The sequence below is a fragment of the Stenotrophomonas sp. Sm6012 genome (assembly GCF_030985895.1).
Classification (GTDB): Bacteria; Pseudomonadota; Gammaproteobacteria; order Xanthomonadales; family Xanthomonadaceae; genus Stenotrophomonas; species Stenotrophomonas forensis.
Genome location: NZ_JAPTFX010000032.1, coordinates 11,697 through 37,255 on the forward strand (window position 1 = coordinate 11,697; position 25,559 = coordinate 37,255).

Consider the following 25,559-nt stretch of genomic DNA (forward strand, 5'->3'; position numbering starts at 1 on the left):
GCGAGAAGGCAACAGCAGTCGAGCAAGCTCGACTCTACGGAGTGCCGGGCGGGCGCCTCAATTCGCCCAGACGCTGTTGGGATCGCCGTTGCGCGCGCGACGCTGGCTGGCCAGTGCCAGCCGGGCAAAGCCGAACGCCATGGCCAGTGCGATCGCATCGACCCAGAACAGCGGCCAGTGCCCATGCGCGGCCGCGCGCCACAGCCAGTCACCGCTGAGGGCACCATGCAGTACCGGCACCAGCGCGGTGCTGATCGCGGCGGCCCAGAGCAGTTCGCGTGCCGCCTGGGCCGGGCGGCGCAGTGCTGCCCACAGCGCACAGGCGGCCCAGCTGCCGAAACAGGCCCAGCGGATGCCGTGATCAACGGCGGACGGTGCCACCCGTTCCAGCACCAGGGCGCTGGCGAATGCGACCGAGATCGCCACGCACAGGCCGATGCACACGCCCACCGTGGCCCGCGCCATGTTCACCCCGGAGCGCGGTTGCTGTGGTTGCCGGCGCTTGCGCCGCGATTCGATCCACAGCAGGTTGCCCGAATAGAACAGGAAGGCACCGCCCAGGCCCAGCAGGAAGTACAGCCAGACCACCACGCCATTGCCGAACTCACCGAAATGCAGCGCATAGGCGGCGCTGAGCGTGGCGTGGTTGGCATCACGGTGGCCGGGCAGCTGACTGGCCAGCAGGCGGCCACTGGCGACGTCCAGCGCGACCGAGCCAAGCGGGCCGAGGGTGCCGCTGGACTCACCGGTGATCTCGATGGTGGCATTGGCATCACCGCCGTTGGCCAGTTTCAGGTAGGCCGGTTCGAAATCGGTCACGCCCTGCGCGCGCGCCACTTCCAGCGCGCGCGCATGCAGTTCGCGCAGGCTGCCCGGAGCGGCCGGCACGCCGCTGGCGGCGCGCACGGGCGCGGTGTCCATCGCCGTCGGCACCGCCTGCATGGCCTTGCCTTCGAAGATGAGCGGGTTGAGCAGGGCGATCTGGATGAACACCAGGCAGAGCAGGGCACCGGTCACCGCGAACATCAGGTGGAACGGCAGGCTGAGCACACCGATCACGTTGTGTGCGTCCTGCCACAGCTGCTTGAGGTTGCGGCCCGGGCGCAGCGCGAACAGGTCGCCGAGCAGTTTCGGCAGATGGATCACCAGGCCACTGAGCAGGGCCATGCCATACAGCAGGCTGACGATGCCCATTACGTAGATGCCGGCCACCGGCAGGCCCAGGCTGTAGTGCAGCTCGTTGACCAGTTCGGCCAGGCCCGACTGCGGCGGCGTCGGGCTGCCGGCGGTCTGCCCCGGCCAGGCATAGCGCCATCCCCCGTCGTCGGCCTGCCAGTAGGCCAGCGGCTGCGGATGCTCGGCACCGGGGAAGGTCATGCCGACATGCCGGCGTGCTTCCGCATGTGCGGTCAGCACATCCTCCAGCAGGTACTGCGCGTCATCCAGGCTGGCGGGCAACGCAGTGGCCGCGCCCGGCGTCTGCCACAGCGGCAGGTCGTGGTGGAACAGGGTCAGCGCACCGGCATAGAAGGCCACGAACAGCCCGAAGCCGGCCACCAGGCCGACCCAGGTGTGCAGGGTGGTGAACGTGCGCAGGGTCTGCGAGCTGAACTTCATGCGATTGATCTCATTGCACGGCGCCGGCCATGCGCAGCAGCCCGAGCACACCGAAACCGGCCGCCGCGCTGCCGGCCAGGGCCAGCCAGGCATACCCCGCGCGGCGGAAACTGAAGGCCCACAAAGCCGCCAGCATCCACAGCGGCACGAAGGAAATCAGCGCAGGCACCAGGGCGTTCTGCCACGGGCCGGGTGGCAGCCAGGTGACCAGCCCGGTGGCGGCGGCCGCCAGGAAGAAGCCGGCGAAGATACCGGCAAAAGCGCGCGCCCACATCACGGCGTCTCCGAGTCGGGGCGATGCCACGCGGCCAATGCCGGCAACAGCATCGCCGACAGCATCCAGGTGCACAGCATTGCGACCAGGCCAGCGGCGAAGCCCAGCTCGGCCATCCACAGCCACAGCGATGCGGCGGCGGCGACCAGGCCGATCTGGTGGCCGAGGCGTCCTGCGCGGCGCAGGCGCGGCCAGCGGCAGTGCGGCGAGGCGGCATAGAACGCCAGCGCCGAGAACATCGCCGCCAGCATGCCCAGGCTGCAGAATCCCAGCGTGGAAAGGCCGACGGTGATCATTGCGGGCGACCGCGTTGGCAGCGGGCCGACGAACGCGGGGCACGGGCGGGGCCGGCGGGAGCCGGTCGGAGCGGGTGACGCATCACGAGGTCCTGGAGGGAAGCGGGCAGGCTGGCACGGGGCGGGCTGCGCGGACATGGTAATCATTGCGTTTTCACGCCGCCAGCGCTGGCCATTCAGCGGACCGTACGGTAGCCCTTGGGCTTTCCTCCCTGCTGGTTTAAGATCGTCGCAGACCCCTGACTGGAACAAGGTGGCCCGCGCCCAGCGCCGGCCGAGCGTGCGACATGAGCACTACCACCGCCCACGGTTGACCTGCCCCCGAAGGCCCTGCGTTCCAGGCGCCCTCGCGGCGCTTTTTTATTGCCCGGGCCATCGCCCGGGAACGCTTTCCAGCCCGCCCGGCGGGCCCCGCACGAAGCCACTGCGATGATCAATATCACCCTTCCCGACGGCAGCCGCCGCGAGTTCGAAAACCCCGTCAGCGTCATGGACGTCGCCCAGTCGATCGGCGCCGGCCTGGCCAAGGCCACCATCGCCGGTTCGGTCGATGGCGTGCTGGTCGATGCCAGCGATGTCATCGACCACGATGCCAGCCTGCGCATCATCACCGCCAAGGACGAGGAGGGCGTGGAGATCATCCGCCACTCCTGCGCGCACCTGGTCGGCCACGCCGTCAAGCAGCTGTACCCGGACGTCAAGATGGTCATCGGCCCGGTGATCGCCGAGGGCTTCTACTACGACATCTACTCCGAGCGCCCGTTCACCCCGGACGACATGGCGGCGATCGAGAAGCGCATGGGCGAGCTGATCGCCCAGGACTACGACGTCATCAAGAAGATGACGCCGCGCGCCGAGGTGGTCGAGATCTTCAAGGCCCGTGGCGAGGACTACAAGCTGCGCCTGATCGAGGACATGTCCGACGACATCCAGGCGATGGGCATGTACTACCACCAGGAATACGTGGACATGTGCCGCGGCCCGCACGTGCCGAACACGCGCTTCCTGAAGGCCTTCAAGCTGACCCGCATTTCCGGCGCATACTGGCGTGGCGACGCGCAGAACGAGCAGCTGCAGCGCATCTACGGCACCGCCTGGGCCGACAAGAAGCAGCTTGAGGCGTACATCAAGCGCATCGAAGAAGCCGAGATGCGCGACCACCGCCGCATCGGCAAGCAGCAGGACCTGTTCCACCTGCAGGAAGAGGCGCCGGGCCTGGTGTTCTGGCACCCGAAGGGCTGGGCGCTGTGGCAGGTGGTCGAGCAGTACATGCGCAAGGTATACCGCAACAGCGGCTACGGCGAAGTGCGCTGCCCACAGATCCTGGACGTGAGCCTGTGGAAGAAGTCCGGTCACTGGGACAACTACCAGGACAACATGTTCTTCACTGAATCGGAGAAGCGCACCTACGCGGTCAAGCCGATGAACTGCCCGGGCCACATCCAGGTGTTCAACCAGGGCCTGCACAGCTACCGCGACCTGCCGATCCGCTACGGTGAGTTCGGTTCCTGCCACCGCAACGAGCCGTCCGGCGCGCTGCACGGCATTCTGCGCGTGCGTGGCTTTACCCAGGACGACGGGCATGTGTTCTGCACCGAAAACCAGATCGAATCGGAAGTGACCGCGTTCCACCAGCAGGCGCTTGCGGTCTACCAGCACTTCGGCTTCGACGAGATCCAGATCAAGATCGCGCTGCGCCCGGAATCGCGACTGGGCGATGACGCCACCTGGGACAAGGCCGAAGGCGCGCTGCGCTCGGCGCTGACCGCCTGTGGCGTGGAGTGGCAGGAGCTGCCGGGCGAGGGCGCATTCTACGGCCCGAAGATCGAGTACCACCTGAAGGACGCCATCGGCCGTACCTGGCAGCTGGGTACCATGCAGGTCGACTTCATGATGCCGGGCCGCCTCGGCGCCGAGTACGTGGACGAGAACAGCCAGAAAAAGCACCCGGTCATGCTGCACCGGGCCATCGTCGGCTCGATGGAGCGCTTCCTGGGCATCCTGATCGAGCACCACGCCGGCCAGTTCCCGGCCTGGCTGGCGCCGACCCAGGTGGTGGTGGCCAACATCACCGACGCCCAGGCTGAATACGTCTCGGGCGTGACCAAAACCCTTGCGGAGCAAGGCTTCCGCGTCAGCTCGGATTTGCGTAACGAGAAGATCGGCTATAAAATCCGCGAGCATACGTTGCAGCGCGTGCCGTACCTGCTGGTCATTGGTGACCGCGAGAAGGAAAACGGCGCTGTAGCGGTGCGTACGCGTTCTGGCGAAGACCTGGGCAGCATGAGCCTGCAGGCCTTCATCGAGCGGCTCCACGCCGAGGGCGCGTAAGCAAAGGTCCGGTCCGGGCGCACAGGCACCCGGACCGGTTCGATACCCTTGGGAGAACGTAATATCAGCACCCCTGACAACAAACAGAACCGCAAGAATCAGGAAATCCGTGTGCCGCGCGTCCGCGTGATCGGCAGTGACGGAGAAATGATCGGCGTGTTGTCGCGCGACGAAGCGCTGTCCATGGCCGAAGATGAAGGCCTGGACCTGGTCGAGATCCAGCCGCAGGCCGATCCGCCGGTCTGCAAGATCATGGACTTCGGCAAGTTCAAGTTCGAAGCGCAGAAGAAGGCCAACGAGGCCAAGAAGAAGAGCAAGCAGGTCGAGATCAAGGAAGTGAAGTTCCGTCCGGTCACGGACGAGGGCGACTACCAGATCAAGCTGCGCAAGATGCGTGAGTTCCTCGAAGATGGTGACAAGATCAAGGTCAACATCCGTTTCCGTGGCCGTGAAATGAGCCACCAGGAACTGGGCCGCGAAATGGCCAACCGGATCGAGGCCGATCTGGGCGAGGACATCGTCATTGAATCCCGTCCGCGCCTGGAAGGGCGTCAGATGGTCATGATGATCGCACCTAAGAAGAAGACCTGAGGCCTGACCGGCCGCCTTCCGGGGCGCCTGGCTGAATGGTTCAGGGTGAAGGGGCGCCGATGGCGTCCCTTTGCTTTTGCGGCACCCCGGTGAATTGCCGGTGAAAGGGTTGCAGGGGCTGGTGACAGGGCGGTTTTGCCTGTATCATGCCCGGCTCGACCCACCCAGGACGGGTCGTACGCCGATCATGGCAGGACGGAAAGAGCGGCCCAGGCCGCCGCCAGATCAGTCAGAAACCAGGGTCAAATCCCATCAAGGACATTGCAATGCCCAAGATCAAGACCAACCGGGCAGCGGCCAAGCGTTTCCGCAAGACCGCCTCGGGCAAGTACAAGTGCGGCCACGCCAACCGTAGCCACATCCTCACGAAGAAAGCGACCAAGCGTAAGCGTAATCTGCGTCAGACGGGCCATGTCCGTGCAGAAGACGCAGGCCGTCTGGACCGCATGCTCCCTTACCTCTGAGGAACTGAAAAATGGCACGAGTTAAGCGTGGCGTACAGGCGCGTCGCCGCCACAAGAAAATCCTGGATCTCGCCAAGGGCTATTACAACGCCCGTCGCAAGGTCTTCCGCGTTGCCAAGCAGGCCGTCATCAAGGCACAGCAGTACGCCTACATCGGCCGTAAGCAGAAGAAGCGCAACTTCCGTTCGCTGTGGATCACCCGTATCAATGCGGCTGCCCGCATCAACGGCCTGAGCTACAGCCGCTTCATGAACGGCCTGCTGAAGGCTGGCATCACCCTGGACCGCAAGGTCCTGGCTGACATCGCCGTGCACGACGCAGCCGGTTTTGCCGCGCTGGCCGAAAAGGCCAAGGGCGCGCTGGCGGCATAAGTCCTTCCCGATGCCGTAACCGTTCACTCGGAACGGTGTCAGGTCAAGGCAATGCATGGGGAAGGGCGCAAGTCCTTCCCCATTCTTTTTTGGGTCCCGGCGCGGCCACAGCGGCAGCGCAGGGACGGCGGTGGCGACAGGGGTCGGCCCTTCGCGCATCGCGATGGCAGATCGACTGGAGTTCCGGCCCCCCATGAGCGACATCCAATCCCTCACCACCCAGGCGCTGGCCGATGTGGCCGCCGCACAGAGCCCCGACGTGCTGGAACAGCTGCGCGTGGCCCTGCTTGGCAAGAGCGGCAGCATCACCTCGCAGCTCAAGCAGCTCGGCGCCCTGCCGGCCGACGAGCGCAAGGCCGCCGGTGAAGCCATCAACCAGGCCCGCGATGCGCTGACCCGCGCGCTGGGCGAGCGCAAGGCGCTGCTGGAAGACGCGGCACTGGATGCGCGCCTGGCCGCTGAAGCCATCGACATCACCCTGCCGGGCCGCAACGGCGAGCGCGCCGGCCTGCACCCGATCACCCGCACCCTGGAGCGCATCACCGGCATCTTCGGCCGCCTGGGCTACGAGCTGTCGGAAGGGCCGGAGATCGAGGACGACTGGCACAACTTCGAGGCGCTGAACTTCCCGCCGCACCATCCGGCGCGCGCGATGCATGACACCTTCTACTTCGGCGACGGCCGCCTGCTGCGCACGCATACCTCGGGTGTGCAGGTGCGCTACATGGGCGACCACGCGCCGCCGCTGCGCATGATCGCCGCGGGCAAGGTGTACCGCAGCGACAGTGACCAGACCCACTCGCCGATGTTCCACCAGGTGGAAGGCCTGCTGGTGGACGAGCATTCGACCTTCGCCGACCTGAAGGGCACGCTGGCCGAGTTCGTGCGCGCCTTCTTCGAGCGCGATTTCGAAATGCGCTTCCGCCCCAGCTATTTCCCGTTCGTTGAACCGGGTGCGGAAGTGGACATCGCCTGGCAGCAGCCCGATGGCAGCACCCGCTGGCTGGAAGTGCTCGGCTGCGGCATGGTCCATCCGAACGTGCTGCGCAACGTCGGCATCGATCCGGAGCGCTACACCGGCTTCGCCTTCGGCATGGGCGTGGAGCGCTTCGCGATGCTGCGCTACGGCGTCAACGACCTGCGTGCGTTCTTCGAGAACGACGTGCGCTTCCTGAAACAGTTCGCGTAAAACGACAGCTTCCAAATTCGCAGGCCCAGGCGCGTGCGCCGGGCCCACCAGGGTGACACCATGAAATTCTCCGAAAACTGGCTGCGCAGCCACGTCCCGACCAGCGCTTCGCGCGATGAACTGAGTGCGGTGCTGACCGCCATCGGCCTGGAAGTGGAAGAAGTGACCGCGCTGGGCGAAGGCCTCGATCACGTGGTCGTGGCACGCATCGTCGAGGCCGTCCGCCATCCGGAAGCCGACCGCCTGCAGGTGTGCAGGGTCGATGCCGGGCAGGGCGAGCTGCTGCAGATCGTCTGCGGTGCGCCGAACGCGCGCCCGGGCCTGGTCGCGCCGCTGGCGATGGTTGGTGCGCAGATCGGCGAGCTGAAGATCAAGCCGGCCAAGCTGCGCGGCGTCGAGTCCAACGGCATGCTGTGCTCGGCCAAGGAACTGGGCCTGGACAACGATGCGTCCGGCCTGCTGGAACTGCCCGATGACGCCCCGGTCGGCCAGGCCCTGGTCGAGTACCTGGGCCTGCCCGATGCCAGCATCGAGATCAAGCTGACCCCGAATCGCGCCGACTGCTTCAGCCTGCGCGGCATCGCCTTCGACGTTGCCGCCGCCACCCGCAGCGAAGTGCTGGATTTCGCCGCCGACGCCATTGCGGCCGTCGGCAGCCGTGAACTGTCGATCCAGCTGGATGCCGGTGCCGAAGCGCCGCGTTACCTCGGCCGTGTCATCGAGGGCGTCAACGCCGCGGCGAAGACCCCGCTGTGGATGGCCGAGCGCCTGCGCCGCAGCGGCGTGCGCCCGGTGTCGCTGCTGGTCGACATCACCCAGTACGTGATGCTGGAGCTGGGCCAGCCGATGCATGCCTATGACCTCGGCACCCTGCAGGGCAGCATCGCCGTGCGCCGTTCGCGCGCGGGCGAGACGCTGAAGCTGCTGGACGGCCGCGATGCTGCGCTGGACGACAGCTTCCTGGTGGTGACCGACGCCGACCGCGCGGTCGGCCTGGCCGGCCTGATGGGCGGCTTCGATACCCGCGTCACCGACGCGACCACCGCCGTGTTCCTGGAAGCCGCACACTTCGCGCCGGCCGCGATCATGGGCCGTGGCCGCAAGCTGGGCCTGCACACCGATGCCGGCCACCGCTTCGAGCGTGGCGTCGATCCGGCACTGCCGCGCACCGCCATCGAATACGCCACCCGCCTGGTGCTGGACCTGGCCGGCGGCATCCCGGCACCGGTCACCGAGGCCGTGCGTGAGGCCGATCTTCCGCAGCCGGCAACCATCGCGCTGCGCCGCGCGCGCATTACCCGCGTGCTCGGCATCACCATCGAAGACGCCGAAGTCGAGCGCATCCTGCGCGCGCTGGGCATGGACGTGAGCGCGACGGCCGAGGGCTGGCAGGTGGCCGCGCCGAGCCGCCGCTTCGACATCGCCATCGAGGAAGACCTGATCGAGGAGCTGGCCCGCATCCACGGTTACGAGCAGATCCCGACCACGCTGCCGGGCGGTGCCTCGCGCGTGGCGATGCCGAGCGAAACCCAGCTGGATGCGCTGAGTGTGCGTCGCCAGCTGATCGCCCGTGATCAGCAGGAAACGGTCAATTTCGCCTTCGTCGACGACGCGCTGCTGACCCAGTGGCAGCTGCGCGACGGCCTGGTGCCGCTGGCCAACCCGCTGTCGGCCGAACTGGCGGTGATGCGCCCGTCGCTGCTGCCGGGCCTGGTCGCCACGCTCGGCCGTAATGCCGCCCGCCAGCTGGGCCGGGTGCGCCTGTTCGAACTCGGACGGGTGTTCGCCCAGCAGGCCGGCAACGCGTCGCCCGGCGAAAGCCGGCCGGCACCGCTGGAAACACCGCGTGTGGCCGCCGCGGTCTGCGGCGAGGCGCAGGCGGTGCAGTGGGGCCTGCCGACCCGCAAGGTCGATTTCCATGACCTGAAGGGCGACCTGGAGTCGCTGGCCGCCGCCAGTGGCGCGCAGCTGGAGTTCCGCCCGTCGGCCCGTGCCTACGGCCACCCGGTGCGTTCGGCCGAGGTGCTGCGCGATGGCGTGGCCATTGGCTGGATTGGCCAGATCCACCCGCGCCTGGCCAAGGCGATGGAGATCGAGGCCGATGTCTATGCGTTCGAGCTGGACCTGGAGCCGCTGACCGCCCGCCGCCTGCCGCGTGCCGGCGAACTGTCGCGCTACCCCGCGGTGCGCCGCGACCTGGCGTTCCTGGTGCCTGAACAGGTGGCCTGGGCCGATCTGGCCGCCACCGTCCGCCAAGCCGCCGGGCCGCTGCTGCGCGACCTGAACCTGTTCGACCGCTATGTCGGCCAGGGCGTCGAGCCGGGATTCAAGAGTCTCGCTATGGGCTTGATTTTGCAGGACAAGTCGCGCACTCTGACGGACCGCGACGTGGATGCGGTGGTGGCCGAGGCGGTCACTGCCATCGAGCGTGAACACCACGCCCGGATCCGCGGCTGAGCGGGCAGCACTCGGGGGTAGCAGGCAATGGCATTGACCAAGGCGGAGATGGCGGAAAAGCTGTTCGACGAAGTCGGTCTGAACAAGCGGGAAGCCAAGGAATTCGTCGACGCGTTTTTCGATGTGCTGCGTGAAGCATTGGAACAGGGACGTCAGGTGAAGCTGTCGGGCTTCGGTAATTTCGATCTGCGGCGCAAGAACCAGCGCCCGGGTCGCAACCCCAAGACCGGCGAGGAAATTCCGATTTCCGCCCGTACGGTGGTCACCTTCCGTCCGGGCCAGAAGCTCAAGGAGAGGGTGGAAGCTTATGCTGGATCCGGGCAGTAACCGCGAACTACCGCCGATCCCGGCCAAGCGCTACTTCACCATCGGTGAAGTCAGCGAGCTGTGCGACGTCAAGCCGCACGTCCTGCGCTACTGGGAAACCGAGTTTCCCAGCCTTGAGCCGGCCAAGCGCCGAGGCAACCGCCGCTACTACCAGCGCCACGACGTGCTGATGGTGCGGCAGATCCGCAGCCTGCTGTACGAACAGGGCTACACCATCGGTGGTGCACGCCTGCGCCTGGACGGTCCTGATGCGCGCGAGGAATCGGCGCTGAGCAACCAGATCATCAAGCAGGTGCGCATGGAGCTGGAAGAAGTGCTGCAGTTGCTGCGCCGCTGATCCCATTTCCTTCGTAATCCGCTATACTTCACGGCCCGCCGCACTGGCGGGCACATCGCAGCATCAGTCGGGGCGTAGCGCAGCCTGGTAGCGCATCTGCCTGGGGGGCAGAGGGTCGTCGGTTCGAATCCGGCCGTCCCGACCACTGTGATGAATCAAGAAGCCCGCGCAGCGATGCGTGGGCTTTTTTGTGCGCGTGGCGCAGCGCGATCAATCTCCAGCGAAGCGGTAGATCCGTTCCGCATCGCCCTCGTCCAATCCGTGCACGATGCCGCTGTCGACGAAGCCCGACGCAGCAAGCAGGCGCTGCATGTTGCTGTTGGAGCTGTTGGTGGAGGTGAACAGCTTGCCGCCGCCGCGTCGCGCAATGGCGTGGCGAAGCAGGGCGGCACCGATGCCCTGGCCGCGCCGTGCCGGGCCCACCATCAGCATTTCAACGAAGGCTTCGCCGAAGAAGTGGTGATGGATGACCAGGTAGCCCACAGCCACGCGATCCTGCTCGGCCACGTGCACATGGCCCTGCGCCAGCCACCGGTCGATCTGCGTCGCCCGTCGCGGATCATGTGCCGCCACGCTGTCCAGCGCGATCAGCGCGGCGGCATCGGCGGGGCGGGCGTCGCGGATCTGCAGCGTCGTCGTGGAGGGATCCGGCGATGTCATCAATCGTTCCTCGGGCGGTTGCATGCAGTCTATCGGTCACGCCGGTTGCGATCGCTGATCCGCCGCAGCCAGCGCGTGCTTGGTAGTCAATAGACCCGGAATTCGGCACGGCAGCCGTCGCTGACCCAGATGCCACGGCGGTCCCAGCCCCAGTTGCGGTCCTCGACACAGGCCGTCACCGACTTCTGCTTGACCAGGCGCACTTCGTGGCGCACGCGGATGCGGCATTCCTTGTCCTTCTTCTCGTACGACTCGCAGACCAGGCGTTCGCCCTCGTCGTCGCGATCACGCCCGCGCCCGGGCCAGCGACCGTACTCGTCGGCGACGAACTCGGCGCGGCAGCCGTCAGTGACCCACAGCATGCGGCGGCGCTGGCCCCAGTTCTGGTTCTCCACGCAGCGGGTAACCGACAGCTGCCGGGCCAGCCGCATCGGGCCTTCGATGGCGCACTGCTGGATCTTGTTGAACTGCGATTCGCAGCGCAGCGCTGGAACGTGATCCGTGTCGTAATCCTGGGCGGCCACGGCGGTGGCAGCCAGCAGCAGGACAAGCGCGGCGGCGGTGATCGGTAACAGCAGGCGGTGGGTCATCAGGGGCCTCGGGTGGTGGATCGGGCGGCAAGAATGACCCAGCCCGGGGCCGCCGGAACGCACCGTTCCGGAACGGGCTCAGTGGGGGTTTACTAGTACGCGCTGGCCCATGCAGAGGCTTACATCCCGTATCATCGCTGCACATCCGATCGCATCGGTTTACGTCTTCTTACATGTCTTCCACGCCTGTCGGCGCAGCCTGCGGCTGCCGTCACTGGTGTGCGGGCGGCCTGTTGGGGAGGATGCGCGGACCACGACGACCACAGGGGGTTGCGTTGATCAGCAGTACTGTCATTCATCGCTCGGCCGACACCGGCGCCGAGGTGCAGGTCCTGGACACCACGTTCAAGGGCAAGCATGTGTTCATTGCGTGGGGCCTGCGCGGGCCGGAACTGACCCGCAGCGCGGACCCGGCGTCGACCGTGGCCGCGCGCAAGGCATTGCATGCCGTGGCCGGGCACAGCGAAGGGCCGCGCAGCCCGGAAGTGTTCATCGCCAACCAGTCGGCGGTGGCGATCACGGTGTATCGCCTGCTCACCGAAGCGCGCTCCGGCGATGCCATCTTCTTCCTGTGCGATTCGCAGGCGGTGGTCGACTGGTTGATCACCGCGCTGGAAGTGCAGGGCGCGGACTGATTCCGCGCCGCATCGCGCGTGGGGTCAGGCCAGCGCCACGTCCACCGCGGCCCGCGCATGCAGGGTGGTGGTATCGAACAACGGCACCGCGCTGTCCTCCGGCCGCACCAGCAGCATGATCTCGGTACAGCCGAGGATGATCGCCTCTGCGCCGCGCGCGACCAGGCGCGCGATGACCGCGGCATAGACCCGCCGTGACTGCTCGCTGACCACGCCAGCGATCAGTTCCTGGTAGATGATGTCGTGCACGCTGCGACGATCTTCGGCATCGGGCACCAGCACCTCCAGACCGAAGCGCTCCTGCAGCCGCCCACGGTAGAAGTCCTGCTCCATGGTGAAGGCGGTGCCGAGCAGGCCTACCCTGCGCGCACCCGCCTGCACGATCGCGTTCGCGGTCGGGTCGGCGATATGCAGCAGCGGCAGGGGACAGGCGGCTTCGATGCGGTCGGTCAGCTTGTGCATGGTGTTGGTGCAGATCAGCAGCAGGTCGGCACCGCCGGCCTGCAGGCGCCGTGCGGCATCGGCCATGTGGTCGCCCAGCGCATCCCAGTCACCGTCGTGCTGCAGCTGCTTGATGCCGGCGAAATCCACCGACCACAGCAGCAGTTGCGCCGAGTGGGCGCCGCCCAGGCGATCACGGATCTCCTCGTTGATGAGCCGGTAATACTGCGCCGAGCTCTCCCAGCTCATGCCGCCGATCAGGCCAAGGGTCTTCATGCACCGCTCCATGCCAGGGGCCTCCATTGCAGCACAGAAGGCGCGCGGCTGCCGATCCCGGAAATCTGTAACCACTGCATCCACGGTGGGCTGTATGTTCCGTGCGCTGCGGGCACGCCCTATGCTGGTGCGGTCTTCTGGAGTGGATGTGCGCGATGGCCCTGCATACCTGGTGGTGGTTCCTGGCCACCGTGTTCGTGCTGTGTGGCACCCCGGGGCCGAACATGCTGCATATCCTGGGCCGCAGCGTCGGGCTGGGTTTTCGTGGCAGCGTGCCGGCGATGGCGGGCTGCCTGCTGGCGATGCTGCTGGTGCTGGCCGCGTCCGCGGCGGGCCTGAGCGCGCTGCTGCATTCCTCGCCGATGCTGTTCGAAGTGCTGCGTTACCTGGGCGTGGCCTACCTGGCCTGGCTGGGGCTGAAGGCATGGCGTGACAGCGGCCGCCCGGCGCCGCCGGTGACCGTGGATGCAGGGCTGGCGGTCGCGCCGGCACTCGGCGCATGGACAGTGTTCCGCGGGGGACTACTGGTCGGCCTGAGCAATCCCAAGCTGCTGCTGTTCGCGACGGCGTTCCTGCCGCAGTTCGTCGACCCTTCGCGCGGCCAGGCGCTGCAGTACAGCGTGCTGGTGGCTACCTTCGCCGGCTGCGAGCTGTTCTGGTACGTGATGTATGCGGCCGGCGGCCATGGCCTGCGCCGCTGGCTGGCAAAGCCGTTTGCACGGCGCTGGTTCGAGCGCCTGGTGGGCAGCGTGTTCCTGGCGTTCGCGGTAGCCCTGCTGCGTTTCCGCCCGCGCTGATTCACGCCGCGCACGCGGCCTGTTCACGAGTGCCGCATCGGCCACGGCCTAGCCTGATCATCCAGTACGCAGTCCCCGCGGGGAAAGGTTTGACATGATCAAGTGGGCCATCATTTTCGCCATCATCGGCGTCATCGCAGGCGTGCTCGGCTTCGGCGGCATTGCCGGCGCGGCGGTCGGCATCGCCAAGTTCCTGTTCTGGGCCGGCATCATCATCGCCGTGGTGCTGTTCCTGCTGGGCATGACCGTGGCGAAGAAGGTCAGTTAGTGCGCCGCGCGGCAGCGTGCTCAGTGTGCGCTGCTGCGCGAGAACAGGTTGATCACCAGCACGCCGGCGCAGATCAGCCCGATGCCGATCAGTGCCGGCGCATCCAGGCGCTGCTTGAACACCACCAGCCCGATCACCGAAATCAGCACGATGCCGATACCGGACCAGATGGCGTAGGCGATGCCGGTCGGTATCGACTTCATGGTCACCGACAGCAGGTAGAAGCACAGCCCGTAGCCGACCAGCGCGCCCAGCGTGGGCAGCAGCCGGCTCATGCCGTCGGAGGCCTTGAGCAGCGACGTGGCGATCACTTCCAGCACGATCGCGGCGGCGAGGTAGGCGTAGGGATTCATCGCAGGCTCCGGCTCACAGAGGATCACACAGCTTCAGGGCCTGCTCGGCCATGGCCAGCGCATTGATGCGTTCTTCCTCGTCCAGCGGCCGGCCGTAGGCGGTGGCCCAGTAGCCGTCGGCAACACAGCGCGCCGCATACAGGCGGGGATTGGCGGCTTCCTCCGGGAACTCGGCCAGCATGCGCCGCAGCCAGGCGCCCCACTGCGCAAGCAGCGCAGGTTCAAGCATGTTGCCCAGGGTCAGCCCGATGTCGTTCACCCGTTCCTGCTGCAGCAGGTGGTCGAAGTTGGCGCGCACATAGGCGCGGCTGAAGCAGCCGTACTGCGCACTGCCTGCCATCAGGCCACGTACCTGCGCTTCGAATTCGGCGATGAGCGTGGCGATGGCGGCATCGACCAGCGCCTGCTTGCTGACGAAGTGATGGAACAGCGCGCCTTTGCTGACGCCGGCCGCCTGTGCGATGTCCTGCACGGTCAAGGCCGCAAGTCCCTGCCGTGCGATCACGTCGATGGTGGCCTGCAGCAGCGACTGGCGCACGCTGTCGGGCGCCTTGCGGCGCGAGCGGGAGGAAGATGCGGACATGGCGGAAAGAAACCGACTGGACGGTACGATTGTAACCTAGGCCTGGTGCGGGGCAGCGACTGGCCGGCCGTGGCCGGCAACGCAGATTCAAACGTCGATACGCGCGAAGCGCGGCTGCGGGCCGTGTTCGCCCGGTACCTGCTCGACGAACATCGGGTAGGGGCGCACCCACAGCCCACCTTCGCCATAGAGCGCGCGGTACAGCACCAGCGGCTCCAGCGTTTCGCTGCTGCGGACGATGCCGATCACTTCGTACTCGCCGCCCTTGAAATGGCGGTAGCGGCCCGGTGCGAGGGCGGGCAGCGGACTGAGCTCAGCCATGGTGCGCGCGGTTCACTTGCGCGCCGGACTGGCCGGCTTCGCGCAGTAGGCATCGATCGCTTCGGCGCTATTGGCCAACCCCTGGGCCTGCGCCAGTTCCCACGGCCGCTCGCAGCGCTGGCTGTGTTCGCACCACTGGTAGCCGGCCGAGCCGATGCAGCCATGGGCGTCGCGGTCAGCGCCGACCCTTGGCGTGGCCGGCGAGCTGGCTGCGGCATCGGCACTGGCGGCCGCCTGATGCTGGTTGGCGCACGCGGACAGGACCAGCAGCGCTGGAATCAGAAGAAGCGCTTTCATCGGGCGAACTCCATACCTTGGAGCAACAGTTTCTGCTGGCGCCGTGCTGCCAGCAAGCACTCAATGCATGGCGGCGCGGATCAGTTCTTCGATCAGCACCAGATAGCTGGCCACGAAATAGAACTTGAGCAGCGTCCCGCGCTGCTGCGAGAAGAAGGTGCGCATGTGGAAGGGGCCCCTGTTAGTGACGGTAGTGTGAAGCTGAACCGACTCCGTGACAAGGATCACGGAATGAACAGGCTAAACAGGCTCAGGGATGTGATGGGCGTGGTGTTCTGACACCCGGGCGAGGGTTTTTCGTACTTATCTGATGGGACCGCGCTGATGGGCTGGCTACGGTGACGTCATCAGCAGAGGGTCATGCGCCCCTGCGCCGTTTCCCCACAAGGAGCCTCCCATGGTCATCATCGTCAAGTGCAGTGCCGCACAGTGGTCCCTGCTGGACCCCGCCGCAGGCGTGGCCGAAGCCTTCAGCAGCGGCGCCGCCGCTTTCGACGCCGCGGTTGGCCGGGCCAGCGCCCACCACCGCCGCACCGGCCAGGGCAGCACGGTACGCGTGGAAGCGCTGGGCAACAGCGTGGAAGCCGTGCATTTCGAGGCGCTGCCCGCCAACTCCGCGCCGGTCAGCGGGCTGCATCCGGCGCCAGTGACGTAACGCCAGTCGATTCATCGCGCAGTGCCTGGCTGATGAAACGGCACAGCCACAATGGGTTGACCGTCTTCGCATAGACGTGCCCGACCTGGGCTGGCAGGGCGCGATCCTGCAGCAGGCGCAGGGGTTGCTGGGCCAGGACCAGGATGAGCAGGTCCCTGCGCAGGCAGCAGATCTGGCGCAGCAGCGGCATGCCATCGGTCTGGCCCACGGTGGGCATGCACGGATCGATGACCAGCACCTTGCAATGCGGGTTGGCGATCTGCATCAGAACCTCGGCGGGCGAGCGGGCTTCGCTCAGCGCCTTGCCATCCAGATGGGGCTGGACGCTGCGCACCAGTTCGCGACGGACCCAGGGGTTGGGATCGGCGATGACGAGGGTGGGAGCGAGGGATGACCGGATTTCGTAGGCGCCAGTACCTGACTGGAGAGGTTGAGCGTCAGCAGCTTGAAGCGTGTGCATGGGGCTATGGATTGTCGGGGCCACAGCCTTTGGGCAGCAGGTCGTAGTACGGAATGGGGGTCCAACAGCGCCAGTCGTGGTTGTCTGAGTCCCTGATGAGCATCAGGCTGTTTCTCCAGGTTCCCACGTTGTATCCAGAATCGAGGCGGAGCAGGCAGTCGATTTCCAGATCTCCATCTCCGCGAACTTTCGTTGTGATGGATTCACAGCGTTCACTTTTCTCTGGAAGCCCGAGCGATCTGTTGTCTGAGCCATAGAGATCGCCTCGTTCTGCCAGCCATGCTTCCACTCCCGCCTTGCCGCCGGCCAGTTCCGCGAGGGCGGCCGCCAGTTTGGATCGGGTAGAGAATTTCTTGTACTGCGGGACTGCGATCAGGGACAGGGTCGCGATGATGGCGACGACCACCATGAGTTCGACCAGAGAGAATCCTCGCTGGCTGCGCGCGCGTTTGGGGGCGCTGCCGCAATGCAATCGTTCATTATTCATTGGTTCCTCCATGAGGAAATCAACCTCGAGCTGCGGCTGGCGTGGCTCTTTGATCGCGATCAAATGCGCGGCAGGCGCTGGCCGAGTACGTGTGTTGAAAATCTGCTGATTCGAAGATTCATCAGCGCCCAGTGGAAAGGCGCATGCGACGGGTGCATGCGCCTGTGGTCAGGCCTGGCAACCCTGGGGAAGAAGGCTCTGGTCCTGCACATCGCTCTTGCAGAGCCAGACGCCCTCCGAGTCGCGATCAAGCGTCATGCTTCCCGTGCCAAACGTTGCGTCACTCTTGAGCACACAGGCGATACTCGTAGCTCCATCTGTGGCATCGCTCGTTACCGTAATCCACTCGCAACGGGAACTGGACACGGGCAGGCCGATGGATGCCGCCGATGTGACATCACTGCCCTCAGCCAATAGCGATTCGACGCCGACTTTCCCACCTGCGATCTCGGCGAGCGCACTGGCCAGCTTCGCCTTCGCCGAAAAACGCTGGTACTGCGGCAGCGCGATCATCGCCAGGATGCCGATGATCGCCACCACAACCATGAGTTCAATAAGAGAGAAACCCTTCTGCCGGGAGGCGCGCATGCCTGTGCGCGGTACTGGGACGAATGCGGTATTCATGATAATCCTCTGTGACGTGGGTGATTCATTGCTCATGGCCGCGAAAAGATGCTTCGTGGCGCAGCCCTAGAAAATCACGCATGCCGCGATGGGGATATTCCACAATTCGTAAAATGGAATGGATCAAGTGTCTGGGATTGCTTTTTACGAATAATCAGACGCCGCGCTTTCATTCCGCAGGGCATTGCAGCGGAAATGGATGCAGACCCGGAATGCGCGCATGGCACCGCCACTCGCCGGAAGCGGTACGCGACCACCTGACACTACCGCGCAGGGCGGCCGTTTCGCGCAGCTCGCAGGACAGCACGGCATGTCCCGTATCCGGCAGCGAGGCACGCAGATGGCTGCAGTACGCGGCACTGCCAGGCAAGCCCAGGTGCTGGTCGGTCAAGGTGAGATCGCCTGCGGCGTAACTGGCTTCGACGGTGGTGATGGCACTGCCCAACGCATTGGCCGCATCGCGCAGGCGCACGCGGCTGGCATGGCCGTCCACGGCGGGGGCAAGCAACAGAATCGCGTAGACGGCGACCAGCGCGACGGTAATACCCGTCGCGGCCCAAGGCGGGTAGCGTGATGACACGTCGCGCGCTGTGCGCACTGACGATCCAGCTGGCATGCAGGGATTCCCGATGGTAGGTGTGGTGTGCAGAGCGCACTCGCAGGCCGGGGCCGCTCTCCCCAGAGCAGCCCCGGCGTTTCCATCCCCTGTCTGTCGTTGCCGGGTGTTACAGCGCCAGCGAACTCTCCACGTCCAGCACCATGCGCCGGGCGAGGGCGAGATTGGCCTTCTGCCGGTCCAGTACCACGTAGAAGAACAACCCCTTCTTGGCCGACACCGGGCGCAGCACGTGGTAAGCACGTCCCAGCGTGATCAGGACGTCTTCGATGTTGTCGTTGAGGTTCAGTGCTTCGGCGGTCTTCATTTTGGCGCGCAGCACTTCGGTGTTTCCTGCGGCCGCCAGTTCCATGTCCACGCCCGAGCCGGCTTCACCCAGCAGCATGCCGCTTTCGTAGTCGACCAGGGCAACGGCTTGCGCGCCGTTGATCTGCATGAGTGTGTCCAGGCATTTGTTGATGGCGATATTCATTTCAGTGGTCCGTTGCGGGTGTGAGGGGGTGAACAGCCGTCTGAGCAGTGAGAGAGACATGCATCAGTTCAGACTGTCGGCCAGGGCGCGCACGCACTGCTTGGCATGCCAGAGCACGTTGCCGATGACACAGCGGTGGTCGCAGGCGGTCATCAGCAGGCGCGGTTGCTTTCCGGGAATGGCGAGCATCAGTACCTTGCCATCGGCGGCATCGAGGATCAGCGTGTCGAGCTCACCGAAGTGCAGTTCGCGGCCCAGTGCACTGGCCAGGCCGAGCATCGAACTGGTCATCGCGGCCAGGCGATCGGCGACATGGCCCTGCGGGCCGGCCTGGGCCAGTGCGAAGCCATCGGTGCTGGCAACGACGAGGGCCTGGATGCCGGTGACGTCGCGTACCAGCGCGTCCAGTGGTGAAGTGCGGCCAATGTCATGCATGGGTGACCGCCATGGCGTTGCACTCGATCTGGCTCATCAGCAGATCCATCGCGGTGATGGCCTGTGCCATGTCGCGTGGGTCCAGTGGCAGCGCCGGCAGGTGCGGTGCATGGTCCTGCAACCAGTCCTGCCAGTGCGGCTGTACCGGGTCATCGGTGCTGCCGCATCGGGTGAAGCCGATGACCACCGGCAGGCCCGGTGCGCTGTCCGCGATGGCTCTCAGGTGCTGCCCGGCCAGCGTGCTGTCCACGCCGGCGCTGCCATCGATCAGGACGATCGCACCTTCGGCACCGGCCAGCAGGATCGGCCAGATGTATGAAAAGCGCTCCTGCCCGGGCGATCCATACAGGCGCAGGCGGTCACCGCCAGGCAGGTCGATGTCGCCATAGTCCATCGCCACGGTGGTGTACTGCTTGCCCACGGCGGGGTCGGTATTGCGGGCCTCGGTCACCACGGCCTTGCCCCGGGTCAGCGTCTGTACCAGGGTGGACTTGCCCGCGCCGAGGGGGCCCATCACTACGATCTTGTGCTCACGCACGGTCTGCACTCCAGCGGATGCGAAGTTGTCGCCACAGGTTGACGAGGCCGTCGGTGGGCGAGGGGCGCACGGGCGCATCCTCACCCACGACGGGGAAGGCGTAGGCAGTGAGGAACGCCGCGTTGAAGAACGACTGCACGCTTCGGCGTGGCAGGTCGAGGATGGCGCAGCACGCCTGCACGGATGCGCCCTGCTTGATCAGCAGCGCACACAGCCGGAAGTGATCGGGACGATGGGCCAGGATGCGGAAGTCCGGCCAGCGTCGAAGGCGCAGCTTGGTGCCGTCATGCAGGGGCTGCATCGGCGTGCCATGCCCGGCAGTGGCCAGGGCGATGTTCCACAGCGTCAGGCGCAGCGGAATGTTGCTGGAAACCGTCGCACGCTGCACGAACACATCCTGCGTCACTGGCACCAGGCTGAGCGCAGGGTCTGCATCGGCCAGCAGCTTCTGCAACAGCGTCAGCGTGATCGGCGCGGGTGCAGTGGTCATCATCCGATCGTTCCTGGCATCCAGCCAGCACACGGTGGCGCCGTCATGGATGATCGCGGCATGGGCCGGACGCCGTTGCAGCGGGCCGTCGCTTGCCAGGTGCAGGCGCAACTGCTGTACGAACGGCAATGCGGCGGTTGGCAGGGCTGCCGGCGCCAGCGGTTCTGCTGCAAAGGGCTCTTGCAGATCCTCAAAAGGTCGACGACGGAAACGGACCATGGGGTGTCCAGTGCAGCGAGTGATCGGAGGTGACTATGTAAGCGGCACTCCCGGTTTTCTGGAATGAAACTATTGGGAAAATTGCAGTGCCGTCCGTGTTTATGCAGCTCGCTGCAACTAATGGAACTGGCCGGTTGATGCTGTTGCGATGACATCAATTGCAGTGAGTGATTGTTAAGTTGACGTGGCCCGGAATGATTACTAGCGTCTTCGCTGCGCACTGCGGCGTGACTATTGACGGGTAATCAGCATGCTCACTCGAATTGCCATTGCGGATGATCATCCACTGGTCCTGCTTGGCACGCGCATCGTGATCGAGGCCGGTGGTCGCCACCGCGTGGTGGCCGAGGCGCGATGTGCGGAAAGCCTGCTGGCGGCGCTGGCCGAAGAACCGGTGGATCTGGTAGTGACTGATTTTTCGATGCCTGATGGCGGCCGCTCGGACGGCCAGGCGATGCTGCAGGCATTGCGTCGCAATTACCCCAAGGTGCCGGTGATCCTGGCCACCATGGTCACCAATGCCACCACCTTGAACATGGCCATGCGCACCGGAGTGCGTGGGCTGGTGTGCAAGGGCAGTGGCGTGGATGGCATCCGCAGGGCGGTCGATACCGTGTTGAGCGGAGGGATCTACCTGGACCCCGAACTGGCGCACTGCCTGCAGGATGCCGGGCGCGAGCGATCGCTGTCGGTGCTGTCACCGAAGGAACTGGAGGTCCTGCGGCTTTACGTGTCAGGGCCTTCGATCACCGAGATCGCCGCGCAGTTGCGGCGCACGGTCAGTACCATCAGCCGGCAACGCATTTCCGCGATGAGGAAACTGGGCATCAGCAACGACGCCGAGCTGTTCGCGTATGCGTTCGAGGAACGGCTGGGCAATGCCGGTGGCATGGGCAACGGGGCCGAGAACGGCGGTCCATGAGGCCACGTCGGTCCAGTCAGGTCCGGTTGGGTTGTTTGAATGGGGGAAAAACTGCCGTTACGTTTCCCACTGTGCGGCGCGCCGCGAATCCCGGATGCTTGCGCCATCGTATTCATCTGGAGATCTCGATGGGCAAGGCACTCAGCTGGCGCACTCTGGCCTGCACCCTGCTGCCAATGCTGGCGGCCGCAGGCGGCGCCCAGGCGCAGAGCTATGGCTACGGCTATGACGATGACCGTTATGGCAGCCGTGAGGGCGGCGGCATCGTGCGCTGCGAATCGATCAAGAACCGCAGCAACGAGTGCCGCCTGGAAGGCCGGGCGCGGATGATCCGCCAGCTGTCCGGATCGCCCTGCGTGGAAGGCGAGACCTGGGGCCAATCGCGCAATGGTGTATGGGTCACCCAGGGCTGCCGTGCCGAGTTCGTCGGCGAGTACCGGCGGGGCGGCTGGGGCGGCGGCCGAGGCAACGGCTGGGGCAACAATGGCAATGGTTGGGGCGGCGGTGAGGTGATCGCCTGCCATTCCAATGGGCATCGCCAGGAGTACTGCGATGCGCGTATCCGTCGTGGCGTGCGCCTGGTCCGCCAGGATTCGCGCAGCGCGTGCATTGAAGGCCAGACCTGGGGTTGGGATCGCCGTGGCATCTGGGTGAGCGACGGCTGCCGCGCCCAGTTCCAGGTGAATTGAGCGTTCCTCTCGAAAATCAGAATAATCTGATACAGCTCACATTTTGAACGTCGTATCGTCTGCGATCAGGGGCACCTCCGCGTGCTCCTGATTCGTCGCGACAAGGCTCGCCGCAATCGGCATGCCCGTCCCGCCCCCGTCGATACGCTGTCTCAAGGAGTGAGCCGCATGTTGATCCGCCTGCAATGCGAGCAGCGCCAGTGGCGCGTGCTGCACCCGGATCGGCCGGAGCCGATCGATTTCCGCGACGGTGCCCGCGCCTTCGATTTTGCTGAAACCCTCGCACGCCTGCACTTCGTCGACACCGGGCAGCGCGCAGCCGTGCGCGTGGAGGCCAGTGGCGCCTTTGTGGAAGCGGTCAGCTACGGCTGAGCGCGGGGCGCGCCGGATCGTTTTTCCCGGGGGCTGTCATCCACGCATGGCGTGGATTGTTCTCTGCTCCACAATGGATCCACGCCATGCGTGGATCCATCGGGCCTGCAGCGGCCTCAGCCTGCCGCGCTGAGCGGCGGGCTGCCCACGGCCAGCTGCGGCCAGCGCTTCAGCACCGCGGCGCGGATGCCCGCCGCGTCGATGCCGGCTTCGGCCAGCAGGTCCTCGCGGCTGGCGTGGTGCTGGTAGCTGTCGGGCAGGCCAAGGTGCAGGATCGGGCGCAGTACGCCTTCGGCATTGAGCAGTTCGCCAACGCCGGAACCGGCGCCGCCGGCCACCACGTTGTCCTCGATCGTGACCAGGCCTTCGTGCCCGGCGGCCATGGACAGTACCAGTTCGCGGTCCAGCGGCTTGATGAAGCGCATGTTGACCACGCTCAGGCCCAGCTCGCGGCCGACCTGTTCGGCGGCGGCCACGGTGCTGCCGAAGGCGAGCAGGGCGATACGGCTTCCCTGCAGGCGCAGCTCGCCCTTGCCGATCGGCAGCGTGGACAGGTCGGTACCGGCGGCAACGCCGGTGCCGGTACCGCGCGGATAGCGCACCGCGGCCGGCCCCGGATGCTGCAGGCCGGTGCTGAGCATCTGCCGGCATTCGGCTTCGTTGGACGGTGCCATCACCACCAGGTTCGGCACGCAGCGCAGGAAGCTCAGGTCGAGGTTGCCGGCATGGGTCGCGCCATCCGGGCCGACCACGCCGGCACGGTCGATCGCGAACAGCACGTCCAGGTCCTGGATCGCCACGTCATGCACCAGCTGGTCGTACGCGCGCTGCAGGAAGGTCGAATAGATCGCCACCACCGGCTTGCCGCCCTGGGTGGCCATGCCGGCAGCGAGGGTGACCGCGTGCTGTTCGGCGATGGCCACGTCGAAATAGCGCTGCGGGTATTCCTTGCTGAAGCGCACCAGGCCCGAGCCTTCGCGCATCGCCGGGGTGATGCCGAACAGGCGCGGTTCGGCGGCGGCGGCGTCGCACAGCCAGTCGCTGAACACATCGGTGTAGGTCGGCTTCTTGGCCCCGGACTTGGCCACCAGGCCCTTGTCCGGATCGAACGGGCCAACCGCGTGGTAACCGATCTGGTCGCCCTCGGCCGGCTCGTAGCCCTTGCCCTTGGTGGTCATCACGTGCAGCAGCTTCGGGCCCTTGGAGGCGCGCAGCGTCTTCAGCGTGGACAGCAGCGCCGGCATGTCGTGGCCATCGATCGGGCCGGTGTAGTGGAAGCCCATTTCCTCGAACATCGTGGACGGCACGAACATGCCTTTCCAGTGCTCTTCCCAGCGCTTCACGAAGCGGGCCGGGTTGTTCTTCTTGTCGCCGAGGATCTTCTTGCCGCCCTCGCGCAGTGCGTTGAGAGTGCGGCTGCCGGTGGCGCGGCCGAGCATCTTGGTCAGGCCGCCGACCGCCTCGGAGATCGACATGTTGTTGTCGTTGAGGATCACCAGCAGGTTCGGCTCCGGTTCCATGCCACCAGCGTGCATCAGCGCCTCGAAGGCCATGCCGGCAGTCATCGCGCCGTCACCGATCACCGCCACCACCTTGCGGTCGTCGCCTTCGGACTGGCGGGCGATGGCCATGCCGAGCGCGGCCGAGATCGAGGTCGAGGAGTGGCCGACGCCGAAGGTGTCGTATTCGCTCTCTTCGCGCTTCGGGAACGGGGCGACGCCGTCCTTCTGCTTGACAGTGTGGATCTCGTCGCGGCGACCGGTGAGGATCTTGTGCGGGTAGGTCTGGTGACCGACGTCCCAGACCAGCTGGTCCTGCGGCGTCTGGTACAGGTAGTGCAGGGCCACGGTGAGTTCGATCACGCCCAGGCCGGCAGCGAAATGGCCGCCGCTCTTGCCGACCGATTCGATCAGGTAGGCACGCAGCTCGTCGGCGACCGCCGTCAATTCGGATTCGTCGAACGTGCGCAGGTCATCCGGTGTCTGGATGCGCGCGAGGCGGGGATAGCGGGCAGAGTCGATCATCGTGTTCGCACTTTTTCTGAACGCCCATTTTCGCCCTCAAACGGGGGTGGGGCAAGCAAACGCCGCCGCCCGTGACAGGACGGTGAGGGTTGCATTTTCGGCCGTTCAGGTGCTCAGTTTCGATCGCTTCGGCAATTGCGCCTTCAGGAAGGCCATCTGGTCGGCCAGGATGTTGCGGTTGGACAGGATCAGGTGCTCGATCCAGCTGGGCCGGTAGGGCACGGCCAGCAGGGGCATTCCAGCCTGCTGCGGGGTGCGGTCGCTCTTGCGCGAGTTGCAGTGGAAGCAGGCGGTGACCACGTTTTCCCAGCAGTCCAGGCCGCCCTTGGACAGCGGCATGACGTGGTCGCGGGTGAGGGTGGGGCGGTTGAACTGCTGGCCGCAGTACATGCACAGGTGCGCATCGCGGGCGAACAGGGCCGGGTTGGTCAGGTTCGGCGTGGGGTCGATCGCGCGGGAGCGGGCGTGGCCGCGGGCGGCGATGATCGGGTGCAGGTCCATGCCGCTCTGCAGGCCGCTGAAGCGGTTGGTGCCGCCGTGGATGTGCAGGCAGGGATCGCCCAGCGTCCAGGCCACGGCTTCACGGGCGTAGAGGCAGGCCGCGTCCTGCCAGGTGATCCAGTCCAGTACGCGTCCGTGGGCATCCAGCGAGAGCAGCCGGACCGAACCGGGGCGATGCAGCGGGGTGACGTTGGGCGATGCCTCGGCGCCCGGAGCAGAAATCGGAGCTCCGGCTTCGATCAGACCCAAGCGTGTAGTGTCTGTCTCCATCGGGAGAACAGCTTATACCTGAATTGTTGCGTTTTGGGTATCGCCACTTGGGCGATACCCAGAACGCAACAATTCAGGTCCGCGCATTCCTCCTAATCCCCGCGCCGTTGGCGCGCCCCCTTTGACAAAAGGGGGCTTTTCTCCAGAGGGATTCCGGTGGTTTTCATCCACGCATGGCGTGGATCCAGCGTGTCGACCAAGGTCGACACCTACCCACAGCAGCAGATATCTGTCAGAGGCGGGGCGGTGTGGGTTGGCAGGACCGTTGGCGCCATGGATGGCGCCATCGAGCCCCCAGGGACGGGTTTAC

The 25,559-nt window shown here is 65.9% G+C and carries 35 protein-coding genes and 1 tRNA gene; 16 read left to right on the top strand and 20 right to left on the bottom strand.

Annotated elements, in window-relative coordinates:
- Nucleotides 1–57: 57 nt before the first annotated feature.
- The 3 genes from O0J73_RS08185 to O0J73_RS08195 are packed head-to-tail and all read right to left on the bottom strand — an operon-like array spanning nt 58 to nt 2,187.
- Nucleotides 58–1,617 (bottom strand): PepSY-associated TM helix domain-containing protein, encoded by a 1,560-nt coding sequence (locus tag O0J73_RS08185; protein WP_308308463.1) that lies wholly within the window; start codon nt 1,615–1,617, stop codon nt 58–60.
- A gap of 10 nt (nt 1,618–1,627) precedes the next feature.
- Nucleotides 1,628–1,891 carry a hypothetical protein gene (locus O0J73_RS08190; RefSeq protein WP_308308464.1) on the bottom strand — a complete coding sequence of 88 codons (264 nt, stop codon included), beginning with the start codon at nt 1,889–1,891 and terminating at the stop codon, nt 1,628–1,630.
- Entirely contained in the window at nt 1,891–2,187 is a 297-nt protein-coding gene (locus O0J73_RS08195) for a hypothetical protein (RefSeq protein WP_308308465.1), read from the bottom strand. Before O0J73_RS08195 ends, O0J73_RS08190 begins: the two co-directional genes overlap by 1 nt.
- A gap of 429 nt (nt 2,188–2,616) precedes the next feature.
- Here O0J73_RS08195 and thrS point away from each other — a divergent pair, with 429 nt between their 5' ends.
- The 9 genes from thrS to O0J73_RS08240 all read left to right on the top strand — a co-directional run bounded on the left by thrS (nt 2,617) and on the right by O0J73_RS08240 (nt 10,399).
- Nucleotides 2,617–4,518, top strand: coding sequence for a threonine--tRNA ligase (thrS, locus tag O0J73_RS08200; RefSeq protein ID WP_197563396.1), 1,902 nt, complete (start codon nt 2,617–2,619; stop codon nt 4,516–4,518).
- 48 nt (nt 4,519–4,566) lie between these two features.
- The gene (infC, locus tag O0J73_RS08205) at nt 4,567–5,109 is read left to right on the top strand and encodes a translation initiation factor IF-3 (protein WP_080357233.1); all 543 of its coding nucleotides are present in this window, start codon (nt 4,567–4,569) and stop codon (nt 5,107–5,109) included.
- Between the two features lie 266 nt (nt 5,110–5,375).
- On the top strand, nt 5,376–5,573 hold the full coding sequence (rpmI, locus tag O0J73_RS08210) for a 50S ribosomal protein L35 (protein WP_005410436.1): 198 nt from the start codon (nt 5,376–5,378) through the stop codon (nt 5,571–5,573).
- 11 nt (nt 5,574–5,584) lie between these two features.
- Entirely contained in the window at nt 5,585–5,944 is a 360-nt protein-coding gene (rplT, locus tag O0J73_RS08215) for a 50S ribosomal protein L20 (RefSeq protein ID WP_005410435.1), read from the top strand.
- A 193-nt stretch (nt 5,945–6,137) separates the two neighbouring features.
- Nucleotides 6,138–7,133 (top strand): phenylalanine--tRNA ligase subunit alpha, encoded by a 996-nt coding sequence (locus O0J73_RS08220; protein WP_072169124.1) that lies wholly within the window; start codon nt 6,138–6,140, stop codon nt 7,131–7,133.
- 60 nt (nt 7,134–7,193) lie between these two features.
- Complete coding sequence (gene pheT / locus O0J73_RS08225) at nt 7,194–9,590, top strand: phenylalanine--tRNA ligase subunit beta (protein ID WP_308308466.1); 2,397 nt, start codon at nt 7,194–7,196, stop codon at nt 9,588–9,590.
- 27 nt (nt 9,591–9,617) lie between these two features.
- Nucleotides 9,618–9,917, top strand: coding sequence for an integration host factor subunit alpha (locus tag O0J73_RS08230; protein ID WP_005410432.1), 300 nt, complete (start codon nt 9,618–9,620; stop codon nt 9,915–9,917).
- Nucleotides 9,898–10,254: a MerR family transcriptional regulator gene (locus O0J73_RS08235; RefSeq protein ID WP_005410431.1), complete on the top strand. Its 357-nt coding sequence runs from the start codon at nt 9,898–9,900 to the stop codon at nt 10,252–10,254. The genes O0J73_RS08230 and O0J73_RS08235 overlap by 20 nt, the downstream gene beginning before the upstream one ends.
- 68 nt (nt 10,255–10,322) lie before the next feature.
- Nucleotides 10,323–10,399: transfer RNA gene (locus O0J73_RS08240), tRNA-Pro, on the top strand.
- Nucleotides 10,400–10,464: 65 nt separating this feature from the next.
- Here the strand turns inward: O0J73_RS08240 and O0J73_RS08245 are convergent.
- On the bottom strand, nt 10,465–10,914 hold the full coding sequence (locus tag O0J73_RS08245) for a GNAT family N-acetyltransferase (protein ID WP_308308467.1): 450 nt from the start codon (nt 10,912–10,914) through the stop codon (nt 10,465–10,467).
- Between the two features lie 86 nt (nt 10,915–11,000).
- Nucleotides 11,001–11,504, bottom strand: coding sequence for a DUF3011 domain-containing protein (locus O0J73_RS08250; RefSeq protein WP_308308468.1), 504 nt, complete (start codon nt 11,502–11,504; stop codon nt 11,001–11,003).
- A 242-nt stretch (nt 11,505–11,746) separates the two neighbouring features.
- Here O0J73_RS08250 and O0J73_RS08255 point away from each other — a divergent pair, with 242 nt between their 5' ends.
- Nucleotides 11,747–12,139 carry a hypothetical protein gene (locus O0J73_RS08255; RefSeq protein ID WP_006457793.1) on the top strand — a complete coding sequence of 131 codons (393 nt, stop codon included), beginning with the start codon at nt 11,747–11,749 and terminating at the stop codon, nt 12,137–12,139.
- Nucleotides 12,140–12,163: 24 nt separating this feature from the next.
- Here O0J73_RS08255 and O0J73_RS08260 read toward each other — a convergent pair whose 3' ends face one another.
- Nucleotides 12,164–12,856, bottom strand: a complete 693-nt coding sequence (locus O0J73_RS08260; protein WP_308308469.1) for an aspartate/glutamate racemase family protein — start codon at nt 12,854–12,856, stop codon at nt 12,164–12,166.
- 155 nt (nt 12,857–13,011) lie between these two features.
- Between O0J73_RS08260 and O0J73_RS08265 the strand changes: the two genes are divergently transcribed.
- Together O0J73_RS08265 and O0J73_RS08270 are read left to right on the top strand one after the other, a co-directional pair.
- Nucleotides 13,012–13,653: a LysE family translocator gene (locus tag O0J73_RS08265; protein ID WP_308308470.1), complete on the top strand. Its 642-nt coding sequence runs from the start codon at nt 13,012–13,014 to the stop codon at nt 13,651–13,653.
- Nucleotides 13,654–13,747: 94 nt separating this feature from the next.
- Complete coding sequence (locus O0J73_RS08270) at nt 13,748–13,921, top strand: DUF1328 domain-containing protein (RefSeq protein WP_006380555.1); 174 nt, start codon at nt 13,748–13,750, stop codon at nt 13,919–13,921.
- 20 nt (nt 13,922–13,941) lie between these two features.
- Here the strand turns inward: O0J73_RS08270 and O0J73_RS08275 are convergent, their stop codons facing one another.
- From O0J73_RS08275 to O0J73_RS08290, 4 genes are all read right to left on the bottom strand, one after another.
- Nucleotides 13,942–14,274: an SMR family transporter gene (locus tag O0J73_RS08275; protein WP_197604427.1), complete on the bottom strand. Its 333-nt coding sequence runs from the start codon at nt 14,272–14,274 to the stop codon at nt 13,942–13,944.
- Nucleotides 14,275–14,287: 13 nt separating this feature from the next.
- Nucleotides 14,288–14,857, bottom strand: a complete 570-nt coding sequence (locus O0J73_RS08280; RefSeq protein WP_197563390.1) for a TetR/AcrR family transcriptional regulator — start codon at nt 14,855–14,857, stop codon at nt 14,288–14,290.
- 87 nt (nt 14,858–14,944) lie between these two features.
- On the bottom strand, nt 14,945–15,178 hold the full coding sequence (locus O0J73_RS08285; protein WP_049456619.1) for a DUF1653 domain-containing protein: 234 nt from the start codon (nt 15,176–15,178) through the stop codon (nt 14,945–14,947).
- Nucleotides 15,179–15,190: 12 nt separating this feature from the next.
- Nucleotides 15,191–15,475, bottom strand: coding sequence for a hypothetical protein (locus tag O0J73_RS08290; protein WP_133935195.1), 285 nt, complete (start codon nt 15,473–15,475; stop codon nt 15,191–15,193).
- A 397-nt stretch (nt 15,476–15,872) separates the two neighbouring features.
- Here O0J73_RS08290 and O0J73_RS08295 point away from each other — a divergent pair, with 397 nt between their 5' ends.
- On the top strand, nt 15,873–16,130 hold the full coding sequence (locus O0J73_RS08295) for a hypothetical protein (protein WP_308308471.1): 258 nt from the start codon (nt 15,873–15,875) through the stop codon (nt 16,128–16,130).
- On the opposite strand, the gene O0J73_RS08300 is transcribed toward O0J73_RS08295, so the two are convergent.
- The 8 genes from O0J73_RS08300 to O0J73_RS08335 all read right to left on the bottom strand — a co-directional run bounded on the left by O0J73_RS08300 (nt 16,099) and on the right by O0J73_RS08335 (nt 20,471).
- Nucleotides 16,099–16,590 carry a hypothetical protein gene (locus O0J73_RS08300; protein ID WP_308308472.1) on the bottom strand — a complete coding sequence of 164 codons (492 nt, stop codon included), beginning with the start codon at nt 16,588–16,590 and terminating at the stop codon, nt 16,099–16,101. The genes O0J73_RS08295 and O0J73_RS08300 overlap by 32 nt on opposite strands.
- 4 nt (nt 16,591–16,594) lie before the next feature.
- A complete protein-coding gene (locus O0J73_RS08305) occupies nt 16,595–17,077 on the bottom strand; it encodes a pilin (RefSeq protein WP_308308473.1) in 483 nt (160 codons plus the stop codon).
- A gap of 168 nt (nt 17,078–17,245) precedes the next feature.
- On the bottom strand, nt 17,246–17,701 hold the full coding sequence (locus tag O0J73_RS08310; protein ID WP_308308474.1) for a pilin: 456 nt from the start codon (nt 17,699–17,701) through the stop codon (nt 17,246–17,248).
- Nucleotides 17,702–17,870: 169 nt separating this feature from the next.
- Entirely contained in the window at nt 17,871–18,299 is a 429-nt protein-coding gene (locus O0J73_RS08315; protein WP_308308475.1) for a pilin, read from the bottom strand.
- Nucleotides 18,300–18,426: 127 nt separating this feature from the next.
- Nucleotides 18,427–18,753, bottom strand: a complete 327-nt coding sequence (locus O0J73_RS08320; protein ID WP_197563404.1) for a hypothetical protein — start codon at nt 18,751–18,753, stop codon at nt 18,427–18,429.
- Nucleotides 18,754–18,852: 99 nt separating this feature from the next.
- Nucleotides 18,853–19,224, bottom strand: a complete 372-nt coding sequence (locus O0J73_RS08325; RefSeq protein WP_271260474.1) for a roadblock/LC7 domain-containing protein — start codon at nt 19,222–19,224, stop codon at nt 18,853–18,855.
- On the bottom strand, nt 19,217–19,762 hold the full coding sequence (locus O0J73_RS08330; protein ID WP_040009526.1) for a GTP-binding protein: 546 nt from the start codon (nt 19,760–19,762) through the stop codon (nt 19,217–19,219). The genes O0J73_RS08325 and O0J73_RS08330 overlap by 8 nt, the downstream gene beginning before the upstream one ends.
- The gene (locus O0J73_RS08335; RefSeq protein WP_308308476.1) at nt 19,755–20,471 is read right to left on the bottom strand and encodes a hypothetical protein; all 717 of its coding nucleotides are present in this window, start codon (nt 20,469–20,471) and stop codon (nt 19,755–19,757) included. Before O0J73_RS08335 ends, O0J73_RS08330 begins: the two co-directional genes overlap by 8 nt.
- A gap of 250 nt (nt 20,472–20,721) precedes the next feature.
- Here O0J73_RS08335 and O0J73_RS08340 point away from each other — a divergent pair, with 250 nt between their 5' ends.
- From O0J73_RS08340 to O0J73_RS08350, 3 genes are all read left to right on the top strand, one after another.
- Nucleotides 20,722–21,393, top strand: coding sequence for a response regulator transcription factor (locus tag O0J73_RS08340; RefSeq protein ID WP_006457732.1), 672 nt, complete (start codon nt 20,722–20,724; stop codon nt 21,391–21,393).
- 128 nt (nt 21,394–21,521) lie between these two features.
- Nucleotides 21,522–22,082, top strand: coding sequence for a DUF3011 domain-containing protein (locus O0J73_RS08345; protein ID WP_308308477.1), 561 nt, complete (start codon nt 21,522–21,524; stop codon nt 22,080–22,082).
- Nucleotides 22,083–22,250: 168 nt separating this feature from the next.
- On the top strand, nt 22,251–22,454 hold the full coding sequence (locus O0J73_RS08350; protein ID WP_005410416.1) for a hypothetical protein: 204 nt from the start codon (nt 22,251–22,253) through the stop codon (nt 22,452–22,454).
- 116 nt (nt 22,455–22,570) lie between these two features.
- On the opposite strand, the gene dxs is transcribed toward O0J73_RS08350, so the two are convergent.
- Nucleotides 22,571–24,478 (bottom strand): 1-deoxy-D-xylulose-5-phosphate synthase, encoded by a 1,908-nt coding sequence (dxs, locus tag O0J73_RS08355; RefSeq protein WP_308308478.1) that lies wholly within the window; start codon nt 24,476–24,478, stop codon nt 22,571–22,573.
- A 105-nt stretch (nt 24,479–24,583) separates the two neighbouring features.
- Nucleotides 24,584–25,249: an HNH endonuclease gene (locus O0J73_RS08360; protein ID WP_006457729.1), complete on the bottom strand. Its 666-nt coding sequence runs from the start codon at nt 25,247–25,249 to the stop codon at nt 24,584–24,586.
- Nucleotides 25,250–25,559: the final 310 nt, after the last annotated feature.

Coding starts and splice junctions, on each gene's coding strand:
- rpmI (WP_005410436.1), top strand. CDS start 5,376: ATGCCCAAGATCAAGACCAACCGGGCAGCGGCCAAGCGTTTCCGCAAG.
- O0J73_RS08270 (WP_006380555.1), top strand. CDS start 13,748: ATGATCAAGTGGGCCATCATTTTCGCCATCATCGGCGTCATCGCAGGC.
- O0J73_RS08290 (WP_133935195.1), bottom strand. CDS start 15,475: ATGAAAGCGCTTCTTCTGATTCCAGCGCTGCTGGTCCTGTCCGCGTGC.
- O0J73_RS08235 (WP_005410431.1), top strand. CDS start 9,898: ATGCTGGATCCGGGCAGTAACCGCGAACTACCGCCGATCCCGGCCAAG.
- O0J73_RS08360 (WP_006457729.1), bottom strand. CDS start 25,249: ATGGAGACAGACACTACACGCTTGGGTCTGATCGAAGCCGGAGCTCCG.
- O0J73_RS08335 (WP_308308476.1), bottom strand. CDS start 20,471: ATGGTCCGTTTCCGTCGTCGACCTTTTGAGGATCTGCAAGAGCCCTTT.
- O0J73_RS08230 (WP_005410432.1), top strand. CDS start 9,618: ATGGCATTGACCAAGGCGGAGATGGCGGAAAAGCTGTTCGACGAAGTC.
- O0J73_RS08325 (WP_271260474.1), bottom strand. CDS start 19,224: ATGCATGACATTGGCCGCACTTCACCACTGGACGCGCTGGTACGCGAC.
- O0J73_RS08245 (WP_308308467.1), bottom strand. CDS start 10,914: ATGACATCGCCGGATCCCTCCACGACGACGCTGCAGATCCGCGACGCC.
- O0J73_RS08345 (WP_308308477.1), top strand. CDS start 21,522: ATGGGCAAGGCACTCAGCTGGCGCACTCTGGCCTGCACCCTGCTGCCA.
- O0J73_RS08260 (WP_308308469.1), bottom strand. CDS start 12,856: ATGAAGACCCTTGGCCTGATCGGCGGCATGAGCTGGGAGAGCTCGGCG.
- O0J73_RS08255 (WP_006457793.1), top strand. CDS start 11,747: ATGCGCGGACCACGACGACCACAGGGGGTTGCGTTGATCAGCAGTACT.
- O0J73_RS08275 (WP_197604427.1), bottom strand. CDS start 14,274: ATGAATCCCTACGCCTACCTCGCCGCCGCGATCGTGCTGGAAGTGATC.
- O0J73_RS08250 (WP_308308468.1), bottom strand. CDS start 11,504: ATGACCCACCGCCTGCTGTTACCGATCACCGCCGCCGCGCTTGTCCTG.
- pheT (WP_308308466.1), top strand. CDS start 7,194: ATGAAATTCTCCGAAAACTGGCTGCGCAGCCACGTCCCGACCAGCGCT.
- O0J73_RS08295 (WP_308308471.1), top strand. CDS start 15,873: ATGGTCATCATCGTCAAGTGCAGTGCCGCACAGTGGTCCCTGCTGGAC.
- O0J73_RS08195 (WP_308308465.1), bottom strand. CDS start 2,187: ATGATCACCGTCGGCCTTTCCACGCTGGGATTCTGCAGCCTGGGCATG.
- O0J73_RS08280 (WP_197563390.1), bottom strand. CDS start 14,857: ATGTCCGCATCTTCCTCCCGCTCGCGCCGCAAGGCGCCCGACAGCGTG.
- dxs (WP_308308478.1), bottom strand. CDS start 24,478: ATGATCGACTCTGCCCGCTATCCCCGCCTCGCGCGCATCCAGACACCG.
- O0J73_RS08265 (WP_308308470.1), top strand. CDS start 13,012: ATGGCCCTGCATACCTGGTGGTGGTTCCTGGCCACCGTGTTCGTGCTG.
- O0J73_RS08285 (WP_049456619.1), bottom strand. CDS start 15,178: ATGGCTGAGCTCAGTCCGCTGCCCGCCCTCGCACCGGGCCGCTACCGC.
- O0J73_RS08190 (WP_308308464.1), bottom strand. CDS start 1,891: ATGTGGGCGCGCGCTTTTGCCGGTATCTTCGCCGGCTTCTTCCTGGCG.
- O0J73_RS08310 (WP_308308474.1), bottom strand. CDS start 17,701: ATGAATACCGCATTCGTCCCAGTACCGCGCACAGGCATGCGCGCCTCC.
- rplT (WP_005410435.1), top strand. CDS start 5,585: ATGGCACGAGTTAAGCGTGGCGTACAGGCGCGTCGCCGCCACAAGAAA.
- thrS (WP_197563396.1), top strand. CDS start 2,617: ATGATCAATATCACCCTTCCCGACGGCAGCCGCCGCGAGTTCGAAAAC.
- O0J73_RS08320 (WP_197563404.1), bottom strand. CDS start 18,753: ATGCAGATCAACGGCGCGCAAGCCGTTGCCCTGGTCGACTACGAAAGC.
- O0J73_RS08350 (WP_005410416.1), top strand. CDS start 22,251: ATGTTGATCCGCCTGCAATGCGAGCAGCGCCAGTGGCGCGTGCTGCAC.
- O0J73_RS08300 (WP_308308472.1), bottom strand. CDS start 16,590: ATGCACACGCTTCAAGCTGCTGACGCTCAACCTCTCCAGTCAGGTACT.
- O0J73_RS08220 (WP_072169124.1), top strand. CDS start 6,138: ATGAGCGACATCCAATCCCTCACCACCCAGGCGCTGGCCGATGTGGCC.
- O0J73_RS08340 (WP_006457732.1), top strand. CDS start 20,722: ATGCTCACTCGAATTGCCATTGCGGATGATCATCCACTGGTCCTGCTT.
- O0J73_RS08305 (WP_308308473.1), bottom strand. CDS start 17,077: ATGAATAATGAACGATTGCATTGCGGCAGCGCCCCCAAACGCGCGCGC.
- O0J73_RS08185 (WP_308308463.1), bottom strand. CDS start 1,617: ATGAAGTTCAGCTCGCAGACCCTGCGCACGTTCACCACCCTGCACACC.